The sequence below is a fragment of the Pseudomonas sp. R19M genome, assembly GCF_050312585.1.
GTDB lineage: Bacteria > Pseudomonadota > Gammaproteobacteria > Pseudomonadales > Pseudomonadaceae > Aquipseudomonas > Aquipseudomonas palleroniana.
Genome location: NZ_JBNPJV010000011.1, coordinates 41771 through 58326, shown reverse-complemented (window position 1 = coordinate 58326; position 16556 = coordinate 41771). Strand labels below are relative to the sequence as shown.

The following is a 16556-nucleotide window of genomic DNA, read 5'->3' as shown; positions in this document are numbered from 1 at the left end:
GATGTAGTGCGTTGGTCGATTTAAGATCGCTTGGTTTCTGATGTATCGCGTTGTTCAATTTGGGGCCGCTTCGCAGCCCAGCGCGGGGCAAGCCCGCTCACTACAGCCCCCGCATTGAATGCAGCATCCCGCTTTTACCCTAATCGAATATTCAAGCTTTGCGCGTCGCCTTCACGTGCGGCATTGATCAACTGTTGCTTTGCGCTAGCGTTCAGCGGGTTCAGCCAGCTGACGACTGTATGGCTACGGCCCAGTCGCAAGGCTTCACAGGTCAATTGCTGGGCACTTTGCGTACCGCGCGGTTGCAACAGCAGGATGCGTTCGCGGTTGAGGCCGGCGTCCCGCAGCCAGGCCTGGGTCAGGCTGGCGGGCGGGGCGATCAGCGTCAGCCAGCGCGCGTCTTTCTCCTCGCTTAATTCGCGAAGGATCGGCGCCAGCAGGTTCAGGCAGCTCTCGGCAGCACCGCGCAACGACAGCTCGCTGAACGCCTCAGGTTCGGCGCTCCAGGGCGCTTCGACCGCTTCCTTGAGGATTGGCACAAGAGGTTGGGCCATGAAGGCCTCGAACAGCGACAGTTGAGTGTGCTGTGGGGTGTGCACGAGCTGCATGGTGCCTCCTTTAGCGGCGAATGACGCCGACGCTCAGGCCTTCGATCACCAGGTCCTGATCTTTCAGGTTGACTTCGATCGGGGCGAACTCAGGGTTTTCGGCTATAAGCCAGACCTTGCTGCCTTCGCGCTTGAAGCGTTTGACGGTCACTTCATCGCCAATACGGGCAACGACGATCTGGCCATTACGGGCTTCGCGGGTGGTGTGGACGGCCAGCAGGTCTCCGTCGAAAATACCCACATCCTTCATGCTCATGCCTTGGACCCGTAACAGGTAATCGGCGCGCGGATGGAAGAAGGTCGGGTTGATGTTGCAGGACTCCTCGACGTGCTGCTGCGCCAGGATCGGCGCGCCAGCAGCGACGCGGCCGATAATGGGTAGCGTCGACTCATCGGCCTTGGCTTCGAAGCCAGGGATGCGGATACCGCGTGAAGCGCCTGGGGTCATCTCGATCGCGCCTTTGCGAGCGAGGGCCTTGAGGTGTTCTTCGGCGGCGTTGGGAGACTTGAATCCCAGTTCCAGCGCAATTTCCGCTCGGGTCGGCGGGTAGCCGTTGTCATCGAGGCAGCGCTTGATAAAAGCCAGAATCTCAGCTTGGCGTGGCGTCAGTTTTAGCATGTTGATCGCTCTGTCTTTTTATACAGTGACTGGGATTATATACAGTGGACTGCGCTTGGCAATCATCCTTTTCGAGCGCTCCGCTGGACGGTCATTTGTCGGTACGCCTGCAGGGCAGCGACAGCGCTGCCTATAGAGCCGCCAGGATGTGATTAAATAGCGCTGAAACAGGTGACTGCCCGGCCGGAAAATGGACCGCACGCTTGACAAGACATACTCTGAAACGTATGTTTCAAACAAGTGTTTGTCAGGCGGAGTAGCCATGGCCCAGTCGGAAACCGTTGAACGCATTCTCGATGCTGCCGAGCAGTTGTTCGCGGAAAAAGGATTTGCTGAAACCTCATTGCGTCTGATCACCAGCAAGGCTGGGGTCAACCTCGCGGCAGTGAATTACCATTTCGGCTCGAAAAAAGCCCTGATCCAGGCGGTATTCTCGCGCTTCCTGGGGCCGTTCTGCGCCAGCCTCGACCGTGAACTGGAGCGTCGCCAGACCAAGCCGGAAAACAAGCCAAGCCTGGAAGACCTGCTGGAAATCCTGGTTGAACAGGCGCTGGTGGTGCAACCGCGCAGCGGCAACGACCTGTCGATCTTCATGCGCCTGTTGGGCCTGGCGTTCAGCCAGAGTCAGGGCCACCTGCGGCGTTATCTTGAAGATATGTACGGCAAGGTATTTCGCCGTTACATGTTGTTGGTCAATGAAGCCGCCCCACGTATTCCACCGATCGAATTGTTCTGGCGTGTGCACTTCATGCTCGGTGCGGCCGCGTTCAGCATGTCCGGGATCAAGGCATTGCGCGCCATTGCCGAGACCGATTTCGGCGTCAATACGTCCATTGAGCAGGTGATGCGCCTGATGGTGCCATTTCTCGCCGCCGGCATGCGTGCCGAAACCGGTGTGACCGATCAAGCCATGGCTGCCGCCCAATTGCGTCCTCGCAGCAAATCGACACCGGCCGTCGCCAAAGCATGACCGTGCCGGGTGTGCGTGGCTGCTGGCATCCGCTAAGCTAGCCACCATGCCGATTTCAGCTATTGACTCGCAACCCGTTGCTTTCACTCAGCGGCCAGTATGAAGGGGGCTGCGTGAGGGCAACGGGTTGTGTGCGTTATTTAAGGAAGGTTTATGACTGCTGCCCTGCAAGGTTCTTTGATGGTCGACGTTGCCGGTACCTGGCTGACGGCCGAGGATCGTCACCTGTTGCGTCAGCCGGAAGTGGGGGGGCTGATCATTTTTGCACGCAATATCGAGCATCCGCGCCAGGTCCGCGAGCTGAGCGCGGCCATCCGTGCGGTGCGCCCGGATTTGCTGCTGGCGGTCGACCAGGAGGGCGGTCGCGTGCAGCGCCTGCGCCAAGGCTTCGTGCGTTTGCCGGCGATGCGCGCCCTGGCGGATAACCCCAATGCCGAATACCTGGCCGAGCAGTGTGGCTGGATCATGGCAACCGAGGTGCTGGCTGTGGGCCTTGACCTGAGCTTTGCCCCGGTACTGGATCTGGATTACCAGCGCAGCGCCGTGGTCGGCACGCGCTCCTTCGAGGCTGACCCCGAACGCGCCGCTGTGCTCGCCGGGGCTTTTATCCGGGGCATGAACAGCGCCGGCATGGCCGCTACCGGTAAACACTTCCCGGGGCACGGTTGGGCTGAGGCTGATTCCCACGTTGCTATTCCCAATGACGAACGCAGCCTGGAACAGATTCGCAACAATGACCTGGTGCCTTTCGCACGCCTGAGCAAGCAGTTGGCAGCAGTGATGCCTGCGCACGTGATTTATCCGCAAGTGGACTCCCAGCCTGCCGGTTTCTCGCGCCGCTGGTTGCAGGACATCCTGCGCGGCGAATTGCAGTTCGACGGGGTCATCTTCAGCGATGACCTGTCCATGGCCGGGGCGCACGTGGTGGGCGACGCTGCGAGCCGTATTGAAGCGGCGCTGACAGCGGGTTGCGACATGGGGTTGGTGTGTAACGATCGTGCCGCCGCCGAGCTTGCACTCAGCGCGGCACAGCGTATGAAGGTCAAGCCATCGGCCCGCATTGCACGCATGCGTGGCCAGGCGATTGCATCGACGGACTACAAGCAGGACCCGCGTTGGTTGGTGGCGCTCACTGCGTTGCGCGACGCTCAGTTGATCGACTGAACACCGCGTCGCGGCTATCGGGAGCAAGCCCCCTCCCACACTTGACCGCGTTTCATCTGAAGAAACGCGATCAGTGTGGGAGGGGGCTTGCTCCCGATGACGGTCTGACCGTCAGCGCTTTTCCTGTTTGTTGGGCAACGGTGCAAACAACGCCTCGATATCCTCGTTGCCCAATTGCCAGTCCCCGGTCGTGCGACCATCCAGCACGCCTGCCGCCAAGTCGGACTTCTCCTTCTGCAGGTGCTGGATTTTCTCCTCCACCGTGCCTCGGGCAATCATCTTGTACACGAACACCGGCTTCTCTTGCCCGATGCGATAGGCGCGGTCGGTGGCCTGGTTTTCCGTGGCCGGGTTCCACCATGGGTCGTAATGGATCACGGTGTCGGCTTCGGTCAGGTTCAAGCCTACGCCACCGGCCTTCAGGCTGATCAGGAAAATCTGCAGTTTGCCGCTCTGGAAATCCTTCACCGGTGTACGCCGATCCCGGGTCTGGCCGGTCAACAAGGCATAGGCGATGCCACGGTTTTTCAGCTCGGTCTCGATCAAGCTGAGCATCGAGGTGAACTGGGAAAACAGCAGGATTCGCCGTCCCTCTTCAAACAGCTCCTCGAGCATCTCCATCAGGCTGTCGAGCTTGCCGGAGCTGCTGCCCCGTACGGGCAAGGTCGCGTCGTTGACCAGGCGCAGGTCGCAGCACACCTGGCGCAGCTTGAGCAGTGCTTCAAGAATGATGATTTGGCTGCGGGCCACCCCCTTGCGGGTGATCTCGTCGCGCACCTTCTTGTCCATGGCCAGGCGCATGGTCTCGTACACATCGCGCTGGGCCTCATTGAGATCGACCCAGTGGATGATCTCGGTCTTGGGTGGCAACTCGGTTGCCACCTGCTCCTTGGTGCGGCGCAGCAGGAACGGTTTGATCCGACCATTGAGATGCTGCAATCGCACATCACTGGCGCGCTTTTCGATGGGCACGCGGTAGTCGCGGTTGAAGCTTTTGACATCGCCCAGCCAGCCCGGCAGCAGGAAGTGGAACAACGACCACAGCTCGCCCAGGTGGTTTTCCAGTGGCGTACCACTCAGGCACAGGCGCTGCCGTGCATTCAGTTCGCGCGCCGCCTGGGCCGCCTTGCTGTTGGGGTTCTTGATGTATTGAGCTTCGTCGAGGATCAGCACATGCAAGGGCAGGGCGGCGAGCCGTTCGATATCCTTGGGCAACAACGCATACGTGGTCAGCAGCAGGTCATAGTCCTGCAGGTTCGGGAAATGTTTCTTGCGTCCCGCACCGTACAGCGCCAATACCCTGAGCTGCGGTGTGAAGTGCGCCGCCTCATCCAGCCAGTTGGGAATCAGGCTGGTGGGCATCACCACCATGCACGGTCGGTCCAGGCGTCCGGCGGTTTTTTCACTGAGAATATGCGCCAGGGTTTGCAGGGTTTTACCCAAGCCCATGTCATCCGCAAGAATCCCACCGACGTCCAGTTGGCGCAGCGACTGCATCCAGCTCAAGCCTTCCAGCTGATACGGGCGCAAGGTTGCGTTCAGCCCTTCGGGCGCTACGCAGGTGAAATCCTTGATGTCGCGCAGGCGTTGGGCAAAGTTGCGGATTTTCTCGCCACCTTCCCATTGCAGTGGCAGGTCTTCCAGTGGGTTCAAGCGAATCGCGTCGGCCTTGGCCAGGCGCAGTGTGGTGGTGCCGGGATCTTGCAGATAAAACTCGCCAAGGGTGGCCAATACCGGTTTCAACCGGCCATAGGGCAGCGCTACTTGCAGCGGCCCATGACCATTGGGCAGCCCCGGGATATTCACCAGGATCAGCTCGTCATCGCGGCGCCGTGCGAGTTTTTCCGGGTTGAGAATTTCGGTGTGGGAGCGCATCAGGTTCAACAGGATCGGCAGCAGGCTCAGGCGCTCACCGTTGACGATAATCCCCAACTCCAGGTCGAACCAGTCGCGCTCCGGCCCTTCATCGACCGTGGCGTACCAATCATCGACGGCGCTTAGATCGAAGCCGAAATCTTCATCGATCTGCAGCTCCCAGCCGTCGCTGCGCAAGGTGGGCGATGCATTGAGGGTGAAGTTCAGCCAGGCGCTGTCATTGACCATTTCGAACAGTTCGCCGGCGCTTTCCGGCAGGGCTTTGCTCTGCCGCGTGGCGATCTTGAAGCCCAGCAGGCGCAGTTGCTCGCGATAGCGCTGTTCCAGCTCGGGATGCCGCTTGATACGTAGGCTCTGGGTTTCCTGGCGCACGATGATGTCGGCGTTTTTCTGCCCGCTGACGTAGTTGCCCAAATAATTGAACGACAACGCCGCACGGTGCTGGATATAGCGCTGCATCTTGCCGTTGCGCGGCTCGAACGCACTGAATTCGGCACTGGCCAGCCATAAGCGCGGCACGGGCGGCACATCTTCCATCACCACTTGCGGCAACACCACGCGGTTATCCAGTACGGCCTGGAGCTTTTCCAGCAGCTCGGCGTCCTGGGCGGCGGCCGGGTAAGCCAGGGTTTCCTGAACCTTGAGCAATACCGCCGCGATGTGTTTGCAGTTGGTGTGCACCGGGCAGGTACAGCGGCTGTCCACCAGAATCAGTGTGCCCTTGGCCGATTCGCGCAGTGAGATGGTCTGCCGGTAAACGTTGCTGCCGGAGCCTTCACAACTGGCGATGATGGTGCTGTCGCCGGACTCGACGATGCGCACGCGATTTTCCAGTGCATAACGCCGCCCGCGCTCCAAGCTCTGCTCTTTAAAGCGGTTGGCCCACGAAGGGGCCAGCGGTTTGGTCAATGACGACGTCAGGGGCATGGCGCTGGATCAGTCCTGAATGTCGGGCGGTGGTGCGCTGGGGGGCTTGGCGGTCAGCGAAGTGATCTTGATCAGCAGCGCCAGATGGCCGCCATCCAGGTAGTTGAGCTGGTTGTTCTTGGTGCGCACGTCTTTCTGGGCCAGGTGCTCGCTGGCGATCACGCTGCCATTGCTGTCGAACTGGTTGATCCAGAAGTCGGCGTCGATATCGGTGAAACGGCCCAATTGCAGGTTCAGCACGCCTTCGATAGGGAACTGGCCGAATTGCTCCTGGCCGTCGGTGATCGCGACTTTCACCGGCTGGTCGCCAAGGTTCTGCTCCCAGGCTTTGTGCGCCAGCACGGTGTAGCTGTTGTCCGCATTGAGTTTGTCGACGATGTTGTTCAGGCGCGGCGGGCTGATTTTATCACTGCCCAGGTGAACGGCACCGGCATCCCAGTTTTCCGGTGCGGCGCGGCTGTTGATCACCGGCTCCGCGTTCTGGCGTACCAGGATCATTTCCACCTGATACGGGCTGTCGGCAAAGGCCGCCGGTGCGAGTACCACCAACAGCAGGCTTAGGGTGCGGAGCAGGCGCATGGGGGCGTCCTTCAAGCGGATTTCGGGATGAGGCGCTCAAACAGCGCCTCCAGGGTATTAAAGCGTTCTTCGGCGCGTTCCATCGGGACCATGAATTTGAACAGCGTAGCCCCTTCGAACTTGTAACGGTTGGGCTGCCCCTGGATCAACTTGATCAGCACCAAGGGGTCAACCGGCGTTTGCGCTGCAAATTCGATGCGCCCACCTTGAGGCCCGGCGTCGACCTTCTTGATCCCCAACTGCTCGGCCTGCAATTTGAGCAAGGTCAGGCGCACCAGGTTCTTGGTCGGTTCAGGCAACAGGCCGAAGCGGTCGATCATTTCCACCTGCAGGTCCTTGAGACCTTCTTCATCGGTGGCCGAGGCAATGCGCTTGTACAGGATCAATCGTGCATGCACATCCGGCAGATAATCCTCGGGGATCAGCGCCGGCAAGCGCAGGTTGATTTCCGGACCGCCACCCAAGGGTTGGTCGAGGTTCGGTTGCTCGCCCTTGCGAATGGCCTTCACGGCGCGTTCCAGCATTTCCATATACAGGGTGAAGCCCACCGCCTGGATCTGTCCGCTTTGGCCGTCGCCCAGCAATTCGCCGGCACCGCGGATTTCCAGGTCGTTGGTGGCCAGTACAAAACCGGCCCCCAGGTCCTGGGTGTTGGCGATCGCTTCCAGGCGCTTTTCGGCATCTCCGGTAATCTGCTGGCGTGGGGGTGTGAGCAGGTAGGCGTAGGCCTGGTGGTGGCTGCGCCCGACGCGGCCACGCAACTGGTGCAATTGGGCCAGGCCGAACTTGTCGGCGCGCTCGATGATGATGGTGTTGGCGCTCGGCACGTCGATGCCGGTCTCGATAATGGTCGAGGCGATCAGCACGTTGAAGCGCTTGTGATAGAAGTCGCTCATCACCTGTTCGAGTTCGCGTTCGCGCATCTGGCCGTGGCCGATGGCGATACGGGCTTCCGGCACCAGTTCGGCGAGGTCGGCGGCGCATTTCTCGATGGTTTTCACATCGTTGTGCAGATAATAAACCTGCCCGCCGCGCAGCAATTCGCGCAGTAGCGCTTCCTTGACCGTGCTTTTGTTCTGCTCCATGACGAAGGTGCGCACCGACAAGCGGCGCGCCGGCGGCGTGGCGATGATCGACAGGTCGCGCATGCCCGACACCGCCATGTTCAGCGTGCGCGGAATCGGCGTGGCGGTAAGGGTCAGGATGTCGACTTCGCTGCGCAGGGCCTTGAGCTGTTCTTTCTGGCGCACCCCAAAGCGGTGTTCTTCGTCGATGATCACCAGGCCCAGGTTCTTGATCTTCACATCGTCCGACAGCAGCTTGTGGGTGCCGATCACGATGTCGATCTTGCCTTCGGCCAGATCGGCGACGGCGGCACTCACTTCCTTGGCCGACTTGAAGCGGCTCATCACTTCCACGGTCACCGGCCAGTCGGCGAAGCGGTCGCGAAAGCTGTTGTAGTGCTGCTGGGCGAGCAGGGTGGTCGGCACCAGAATCGCCACTTGCTTGCCCGCGTGTACGGCAATGAACGCTGCACGCATGGCCACTTCGGTCTTGCCGAAGCCCACGTCGCCGCACACCAGGCGGTCCATCGGCTTGGGTGCGAGCATGTCGGCGCGCACGGCTTCGATGGTGGTTTGCTGGTCCGGGGTTTCTTCGAAGGCGAAGCCGGCGCTGAAGGTGGCGTAGTCGGCCTTCGGGTCGGCGAACGCATAACCTTCGCGGGCGGCGCGGCGGGCGTAGATGTCGAGCAGCTCGGCGGCCACATCGCGCACCTGTTCGGCGGCTTTGCGCTTGGCTTTCTGCCAGGTCTCGGAACCCAGGCGGTGCAGCGGCGCCAAGGCGTCGTCGCTGCCGGTGTAGCGGGCGATCAGGTGCAGGTTGGCCACGGGCACGTAGAGCTTGGCGCCCTCGGCGTATTCCATGGTGAGGAATTCGGCGGCCTGGTTATCAATCTCCAGGGTCTGCAGGCCCAGATAGCGCCCTACGCCATGGTCGATATGCACCACCGGTGCGCCTTCGCGCAGCTCGGTGAGGTTCTTGATGACGGCATCGTTGTTGGCGTCGGCACGTTTTTCTCGGCGGCGGCGCTGCATCACGCGTTGGCCGAACAGCGGGCTCTCGGCGATCAGCGCCAGGGCCGGGTCATTCAACAACAGGCCCTCGTCCAACGGCGCGATGGTGATCGCCAAGCGATCTTTGCCCGCAACGAAGTCCGGCCAGTTGTCGACGGTTTTCGGGCGCAGCTTCAAGCGTTCCAGCAGCTCCAGCAGCACTTCGCGGCGACCGGCGGATTCGGCGGTAAACAACACGCGGCCGGGGAAATCGCCGAGGAAATTCGACAGCGCTTCCAACGGCTGATTGGCCTTGGCTTCAATCGCCAGGTCCGGCAGCGTTTGCGCGGGGAAGCGCTCGCGGCCGCTGCCGGCTTCCACGTCTTGCTGGCTGGCAACCACGCGCGGCCAGCTTTTCAGGCGCGCGAAGCAGTCTTCCACCGGCAGGAACAATTCGGCGGGCGGCAATAAAGGACGGGACGGATCGACGCGACGCTCTTCATAGCGGTTACGCACATCGTTCCAGAAATTTTCCGCCGCTTGTTCGATACCCGGTAGCGAGAACACCTGGGTGTCCTGGGGCAGGTAATCGAACAGGGTGGAGGTTTCGTCGAAGAACAGTGGCAGGTAGTACTCGATCCCGGCCGGCGTAATCCCACTGCTCAAGTCCTGAAAGATCGGGCAGCGGCGGAAGTCCACGTCGAAGCGCTCGCGAAAGCGCGCCTTGAAGCGGGTCACTGCATCCTTTTGCAGGGGGAATTCCCGCGCCGGCAGCAGCTTGACCGAATCGACCTTGTCGATGGAGCGTTGGTTTTCCGGGTCGAAGGTGCGCAGGGTCTCGATTTCGTCATCGAACAGGTCGATGCGATACGGCAGTTTGCTGCCCATGGGGAACAGGTCGATCAGTGCCCCGCGCACGGCGAACTCGCCGTGTTCGTACACCGTGTCGACGCAGCGGTAGCCGCTGGCTTCCAGGCGCGTGCGCATCTGGTCCACGTCGAGTTTCTGGCCGACATCCAGCACCAGGCTGCTACCGAGCAGGAACTTGGTCGGCGCCAGGCGGTGCAGCGCCGTGGTGATCGGCACCACCAGTACACCGTGGGCCAGCTCCGGCAAGCGATACAGGCTGGCGATGCGCTGGGAGATGATGTCCTGGTGCGGCGAGAACAGGTCGTAGGGCAGGGTTTCCCAGTCGGGGAAATGCAGCACCGGCAAATCGGGGGCGAAGAAGCTCAGCTCCTGCTCCAGCCGTTCGGCACTTTGGCTGTCGGCGGTGAGCAGCAGGGTAAAGCGCTTGGCTGCGCTGGCAGCCTCGGCAATGGCCAGGCTCAGGGCGGCACCGGGCAGGTTGCCCCAGTGCTGTTTACCTGCCGCGGCAGGGAGAAGCGGTAGACGCAGAACGGGCACGGAAGGTTGAGCTCCAAGCGTTGCGACAAAGTCGGTAATTGTAACGGCCCAAGGTGCCGCCTGTCAGTTGCTGACTGTGCCTAATGCGGTTTGTAGGAAATGTAGTGGCTAAGACAAACAAAGCTGCGTTTTGACTCAATATGTAGTGCCAAACGGTGCATGGTTTTCGGAGGGTTACGGACAAGTCGCCTGGGTCGCCTATCCGGCGGCCTTCTGGAAGCCGCGTATTTACTGGGCTGCAGCGGGGTGTCGGTTTTTGGCAAGCACTTTTTGTTGGCTTTGGCGCATTGCTCCGAGGGCGGTCGGGCGTCATAATGTAGCCCCTTTTTTCTGCCCCTACATGTGGAAGGTTCCCGTGACTCAGAAGCCCGACCAGTGTCTTGGTGAATGGATCGACCGTGAAGCACTCGCAGAAGCGATGATTCCGCTTATCGGCCAGCTGTACCGCAATAACAATGTGGTGAGCTCGATCTATGGCCGCAGCCTGATCAACCAGTCTGTCATTGCGATTCTCAAAGCCCACCGCTTTGCACGCCATCGCTCCGCCGACGACAGCGAACTCTCCGTCCACGAAACATTCCCGCTGCTCAAGGCCATGAGCGAGCTCAAGCTCGGCGCGGCCTCGGTAGACCTGGGCAAGTTGGCCTATAAATTCCGCAACGAAGGCAATGGCCGCAGCGCCGAGCAGTTCGTGCGTGAAGAAATGGCCGAGGTGATTGGCCAGCAAAACGCCGCTGCCCGTAAAGGCACCGACGTTGTCCTGTACGGCTTCGGTCGTATCGGCCGCCTGCTGGCGCGTATCCTGATCGAGAAAACCGGTGGTGGCGATGGCCTGCGCCTGCGTGCCATCGTTGTGCGCAAAGGCGCAGAGAACGATCTGACCAAGCGCGCAAGCCTGCTGCGTCGCGACTCGGTACACGGCCCGTTCAATGGCACCATCGTCATCGACGAAGAAAACAACACCATCACCGCCAACGGTAACCTGATCCAGGTGATCTACGCGAAGAACCCGTCCGAGGTGGATTACACCCAGTACGGTATCAAGGACGCCCTGCTGGTGGACAACACCGGCGTATGGCGTGATGCCGACGGCCTGGGCCAGCACCTGGCCTGCCCGGGTATCGACCGCGTTGTGTTGACCGCGCCTGGCAAGGGCAAGCTGAAGAACATCGTTCACGGCATCAACCACGGCGAAATCACCGCTGACGACAAGATCGTGTCCGCCGCTTCCTGCACCACCAACGCCATCGTGCCGGTGCTGAAGGCTGTGAATGACAAGTTCGGCATCGTCAATGGCCACGTCGAAACCGTTCACTCGTACACCAACGACCAGAACCTGATCGACAACTTCCACAAAGGCGATCGCCGTGGTCGTAGCGCCGCGTTGAACATGGTGATCACCGAGACCGGTGCCGCCACCGCTGCTGCCAAGGCATTGCCTGAGCTGGCCGGCAAGCTGACCGGTAACGCGATCCGCGTTCCAACGCCAAACGTGTCGATGGCCATTCTCAACCTGAACCTCGAGAAAGCCGCCACCCGTGAAGAAATGAACGAGTACCTGCGTTATATGGCGCTGCACTCCGATCTGCATAAGCAGATCGACTTCGTCAATTCGCAGGAAGTGGTATCCACCGACTTCGTTGGCTCGCGCCACGCCGGTGTGGTGGATGCCGAGGCGACCATCACCCAGGACAACCGCGTTGTCCTGTACGTGTGGTACGACAACGAGTTCGGCTACAGCTGCCAGGTGGTTCGCGTGATGGAAGACATGGCTGGGGTCAACCCGCCTGCGTTCCCGCGCTAAGCATCAGCCGTAATGAAAACGCCCCGACATGTCGGGGCGTTTTTTTGTCTGCGGTTCAGTGTTCAGCGAACGATGGCGGCCTCGGCAGTGCGCAGCGCATGCCGGTTGCCCTTGAACAGGACCAGGGTCGCAATCAACCCCAGCACTGCCGCGCCACTGAGCCAGATCCCGGGTGCCGCCTTGTTGTCCAGTACGTGGATCAGGTAGGTACAGGCCGCAGGGGTAAACCCGCCGAACGTTGCGGTCGCCAGGCTGTAGGCCAGGGAGAAACCGGTGGTACGCACCTCGACCGGCATGATCTCGGTGAGCGCGACTACCATCGCACCGTTGTACGAACCGTACAGGAACGACAGCCACAACAGCACGATCAGCAGATGGCTGAAGCTTGGATTGGCCACCAGCCAAGACAGCGCCGGATACGCCGTGAGGATCGCCAGAATCGTCGCCCCCATCAGCAGGGGTTTACGCCCGATCTTGTCGGACACAGCGCCCATTACCGGCAGCCAGATGAAGTTGGAAATCCCCACGCACACGGTCACCAGCAGGGCATCGAAGTCCGACAAGTGCAACTCCGCCTTGCCGAAGGTCGGTGTGTAGGCCGTGATCAGGTAGAACGACACGGTGGTCATCACCACCAATGCCATGCCGGCGATGACGATGCCGAAGTTCTGGCCGATCGAGCGGACGATTTCCTGCAGGGTAGGGCGGTGTTTACGTGCCTGGAATTCAGGGGTTTCCTCCAGGGAGCGGCGAATCACAAAGATCACCGGCACGATCAGGCAACCGATCAGGAACGGCACGCGCCAGCCCCAGTCACCCATTTCTTCGGGGCTGAGCCAGTGGTTCAGGCCCACGCCAAGCAGGCCGGCGAATACCACTGCGGCCTGTTGGCTGGCGGACTGCCAACTGACGAAAAAGCCTTTGCGGCCCGGTGTGGCGATTTCCGCCAGGTACACCGAAACGCCGCCCAGCTCCACGCCGGCGGAGAAGCCTTGCAGCAGGCGGCCAAGCAGTACGATCAGTGGCGCCGCGACACCCAGGGTGGCATACCCCGGCACGCAGGCAATCAGGATGGTGCCGGCGGCCATCAGCGCCAGGGTGATCACCAGGCCTTTTTTGCGGCCGTGACGGTCAATGTAGGCGCCGAGGAAGATCGCACCCAGCGGGCGCATGAGGAAGCCGGCACCGAACGTCGCCAGGGACAGCATCAGGGACGCGAAGGCGCTGTCGGTGGGGAAGAAGGTCTTGGCAATGGCCGTGGCGTAGAAGCCGTAGACCATGAAGTCGAACATTTCGAGGAAGTTACCGCTGACAACGCGAAAGATCGCTTTGCCTTTGCCCGTTGACGTGGACATGTCATGCACTCATTTTGGCTATCTTATTGGTGATCCCTGGTCGCTGGTCATCCTTGCTGCAAAGTCGCTACGCGAGGCTTCACTGAACAGTTTTGTAACCATATGTGTATTAGCCATGCCAGGCAATAAAAACCGATAGTCAAGTGACTGGTTGTCGCAGTTATTGCAATTTCCTGGATCTGTCGTTAAGTCAATACTGGCCTATGACGCGACCAAGGGTTAATGTGCGCGGCGTTGAGCCTTATATAGACTGTGCCCCGGTTCACACACTTGAGCCGAATTGTCCTTCATGACCGCTGGCCGCGGCATGATTTAGCCAGGCGTCCAACCGTGCGCCTGGCCTGTTCTGAGGAGTACGCATGGCTGTCTACAACTACGACGTGGTGGTACTGGGTTCCGGCCCGGCTGGAGAAGGTGCGGCGATGAACGCTGCGAAGGCAGGGCGCAAGGTGGCGATGGTCGATAGCCGTCGCCAGGTCGGCGGTAACTGCACCCACCTGGGCACCATCCCGTCCAAGGCTTTGCGTCACTCGGTGCGCCAGATCATGCAGTTCAACACCAACCCGATGTTCCGGGCCATTGGTGAGCCGCGCTGGTTCTCGTTCCCGGACGTGTTGAAAAGTGCCGAGAAAGTCATCGCCAAGCAGGTGGCGTCGCGCACCGGTTACTACGCCCGTAACCGTGTCGACCTGTTCTTCGGCACCGGCAGTTTCGCCGACGAGCAAACCGTTGAAGTGGTGTGCTCCAATGGTGTGGTCGAGAAGCTGGTGGCCAAGCACATCATCATCGCCACCGGTTCGCGCCCGTATCGCCCGGCCGATATCGATTTCAACCACGCGCGTATCTACGATAGCGACACCATCCTCAGCCTGGGCCACACCCCGCGCAAACTGATCATCTACGGCGCCGGCGTGATCGGCTGTGAATACGCCTCGATCTTCAGCGGCCTGGGCGTGCTGGTGGAATTGGTGGACAACCGCGACCAGTTGCTGAGCTTCCTCGACTCGGAAATTTCCCAGGCGTTGAGCTACCACTTCAGCAACAACAACATCACCGTGCGCCATAACGAAGAGTATGAGCGGGTCGAAGGTCTGGACAATGGTGTGATCCTGCACCTCAAGTCCGGCAAGAAGATCAAGGCCGACGCCTTGTTGTGGTGCAACGGCCGTACCGGCAACACCGACAAGCTGGGCATGGAAAACATCGGGGTCAAGGTCAACAGCCGTGGCCAGATCGAGGTGGACGAGAATTACCGCACCTGCGTGCCGAACATCTACGGCGCGGGTGACGTGATCGGTTGGCCAAGCCTGGCCAGTGCGGCGCACGACCAAGGCCGTTCGGCGGCGGGCAGCATCGTCGACAATGGCAGCTGGCGCTATGTGAACGACGTGCCGACCGGGATCTACACCATTCCGGAGATCAGCTCGATCGGCAAGAACGAGCACGAACTGACCAAGGCCAAGGTGCCTTATGAAGTGGGCAAGGCGTTCTTCAAGAGCATGGCGCGTGCGCAGATCGCCGGCGAGCCGCAAGGCATGCTGAAGATCCTGTTCCATCGCGAAACCCTGGAAGTCCTCGGCGTGCATTGCTTCGGCTACCAGGCGTCGGAGATCGTACACATCGGCCAAGCCATCATGAACCAGCCGGGTGAGCAAAATACCCTCAAGTATTTCGTCAACACCACCTTCAACTACCCGACCATGGCCGAAGCCTATCGGGTAGCGGCCTACGACGGCCTCAACCGGCTTTTTTGAGCGGCTCCGGCCGGTGGCCTGAGCCGGCCGGGGAGACCGATTTCAGTAATTCTCGAGAGTGGCAGTGGCCAAACCGGGAAAGTCTGTAATCAGGCTATCTACGCCGAAGTCGGCGAGCCTGCGCATCAGCGCAGGTTCGTTGACTGTCCACACGGACACGTGCAGGCCCTGACGCTGGGCTTTTTCCAGACGCTCAGGGGTGCACAACGTCCAGTTCAACGCCAGGATCTCACAGCCATAGTTCTGCGCGATCTTCAGCGGGTCGAGCCAGGCATATTCGGCGACCAGGCCGCGTGACAGGTCCGGGGTCAGTTCCAGCGCCGCCTTCAACACTTCCCGCGAGCTCGAGGTCACGGTGACCTTGTCCATCAGGCCGAAGCGTACGGCCATTTCCCGAATCGCCAGCACGGTGGTGGCGGCGCGGGTGCGTGAAGCGCTTTTGACTTCCAGTTGCCAGTGATCGAAGTCGCACTGTTCGAACAGTTCTTCCAGGCGTGGAATCGGGCACGGCTTGACCCAGCCCGGGCCGCCTTTGCGTGCGTCCATCTTCACAAGGTCGGCCGCCGAATACTCGACGACTTTGCCGCGCCGGTCGGTGGTGCGCTTGAGGGTCGGGTCGTGGATGACCATCAACTCGCCGTCCATGGACAGGTGCAGATCCAGTTCGCAACGGCGTACACCGTGCTTGAGGCACTCCTGAAAGCTGGTCAGGGTGTTTTCCGGTGCTTCGCCTTTGGCACCGCGATGGCCGTAGATCAGGGTCACAATTGCTCCTTAATGCCAGGTCTGCTGGCCGGGTAAAGATGAATCAGGTGTCTGGGGCGTCGCTCTTTTCCCGCGCCAAGCGGCGTTCCTGTGCTTGTTTCTGCAGGATGTAGCGCGCCAGCAATTGGCGTTGGGCATCGGTCATGGCTTCGAATTCGGTGCCTACGTCAAAACCACTGCCTTTGGGGTCGCAATGGGTTACCCGCGCACGCAGCAGCAGGCCAAGGGCCTGGGGCATGAGCACCAGCTTGACGGCGAGGTGAGCGCCGGTGGCCAGCGGGGTGGGGTGTTGGAAATCGATGCCCCCTTCGGAAATGATCACCGGCTGCGGTGCGCCGACCTCATCGAGCAGGCCACGGGCCATGATCTGGCTGAGCAGGTCCAGGCGTTTGTTCTGCACGCGCAGGAACGCGGCGAGGGTACGATCCTTCTCGCTGAGCTGGCGTAACAGGTGTTGGGCTTCGAATTCACTGAGGTGCAGCTCGCTGAGCAGATTGAACAGCGGCGAATCATCCTGCAACACTTCCTTGCTCGCGGCTTCGGGGGCGGACAGGCATTTGATTTGGAGTGCGATCATGTCGTCGATACGGTAGTATTCGCGGCGCTCTTCTTCATCTAATGTCGACATGGCGAACCCCAGGTAACGGTAATGGTCAGAGTGTAAAGCTGCTTACC

At 60.6% G+C, this 16556-nt stretch carries 12 protein-coding genes; 4 read left to right on the top strand and 8 right to left on the bottom strand.

Translation table 11 applies throughout. The annotated features are described in order from the left end of the window. Window positions 1–134: 134 nt before the first annotated feature. On the bottom strand, window positions 135–608 hold the full coding sequence (gene sulA / locus ACQRBT_RS01625; RefSeq protein ID WP_090366160.1) for an SOS-induced cell division inhibitor SulA: 474 nt from the start codon (window positions 606–608) through the stop codon (window positions 135–137). 10 nt (window positions 609–618) lie between these two features. Further along, window positions 619–1227 (bottom strand): transcriptional repressor LexA, encoded by a 609-nt coding sequence (lexA, locus tag ACQRBT_RS01620; protein ID WP_060753147.1) that lies wholly within the window; start codon window positions 1225–1227, stop codon window positions 619–621. Window positions 1228–1489: 262 nt separating this feature from the next. Here lexA and ACQRBT_RS01615 point away from each other — a divergent pair, with 262 nt between their 5' ends. Next, window positions 1490–2197, top strand: a complete 708-nt coding sequence (locus ACQRBT_RS01615; RefSeq protein WP_053255043.1) for a TetR/AcrR family transcriptional regulator — start codon at window positions 1490–1492, stop codon at window positions 2195–2197. 153 nt (window positions 2198–2350) lie between these two features. Next, entirely contained in the window at window positions 2351–3361 is a 1011-nt protein-coding gene (nagZ, locus tag ACQRBT_RS01610; RefSeq protein WP_104995827.1) for a beta-N-acetylhexosaminidase, read from the top strand. A gap of 111 nt (window positions 3362–3472) precedes the next feature. Here the strand turns inward: nagZ and ACQRBT_RS01605 are convergent, their stop codons facing one another. From ACQRBT_RS01605 to mfd, 3 genes are read right to left on the bottom strand one after another with little or no spacing between them, the layout of a single operon-like run. Then, entirely contained in the window at window positions 3473–6163 is a 2691-nt protein-coding gene (locus ACQRBT_RS01605) for a DEAD/DEAH box helicase (protein WP_244697968.1), read from the bottom strand. Between the two features lie 9 nt (window positions 6164–6172). Beyond that, window positions 6173–6742: a CsiV family protein gene (locus ACQRBT_RS01600; RefSeq protein ID WP_060753150.1), complete on the bottom strand. Its 570-nt coding sequence runs from the start codon at window positions 6740–6742 to the stop codon at window positions 6173–6175. A gap of 11 nt (window positions 6743–6753) precedes the next feature. Continuing rightward, window positions 6754–10203, bottom strand: coding sequence for a transcription-repair coupling factor (gene mfd, locus ACQRBT_RS01595; RefSeq protein WP_060753151.1), 3450 nt, complete (start codon window positions 10201–10203; stop codon window positions 6754–6756). Between the two features lie 340 nt (window positions 10204–10543). On the opposite strand from mfd, the gene ACQRBT_RS01590 reads away from it, so the two are divergent. Beyond that, the gene (locus ACQRBT_RS01590) at window positions 10544–12007 is read left to right on the top strand and encodes a glyceraldehyde-3-phosphate dehydrogenase (RefSeq protein ID WP_060753152.1); all 1464 of its coding nucleotides are present in this window, start codon (window positions 10544–10546) and stop codon (window positions 12005–12007) included. Between the two features lie 62 nt (window positions 12008–12069). On the opposite strand, the gene ACQRBT_RS01585 is transcribed toward ACQRBT_RS01590, so the two are convergent. Continuing rightward, the gene (locus ACQRBT_RS01585) at window positions 12070–13362 is read right to left on the bottom strand and encodes an MFS transporter (RefSeq protein WP_060753153.1); all 1293 of its coding nucleotides are present in this window, start codon (window positions 13360–13362) and stop codon (window positions 12070–12072) included. A gap of 359 nt (window positions 13363–13721) precedes the next feature. Here ACQRBT_RS01585 and sthA point away from each other — a divergent pair, with 359 nt between their 5' ends. Beyond that, entirely contained in the window at window positions 13722–15116 is a 1395-nt protein-coding gene (gene sthA / locus ACQRBT_RS01580) for a Si-specific NAD(P)(+) transhydrogenase (protein ID WP_060753154.1), read from the top strand. A gap of 42 nt (window positions 15117–15158) precedes the next feature. Here the strand turns inward: sthA and ACQRBT_RS01575 are convergent, their stop codons facing one another. Continuing rightward, on the bottom strand, window positions 15159–15881 hold the full coding sequence (locus ACQRBT_RS01575; RefSeq protein ID WP_060753155.1) for a glycerophosphodiester phosphodiesterase: 723 nt from the start codon (window positions 15879–15881) through the stop codon (window positions 15159–15161). 43 nt (window positions 15882–15924) lie between these two features. Then, entirely contained in the window at window positions 15925–16509 is a 585-nt protein-coding gene (locus tag ACQRBT_RS01570; protein WP_060753156.1) for a PilZ domain-containing protein, read from the bottom strand. Window positions 16510–16556: the final 47 nt, after the last annotated feature.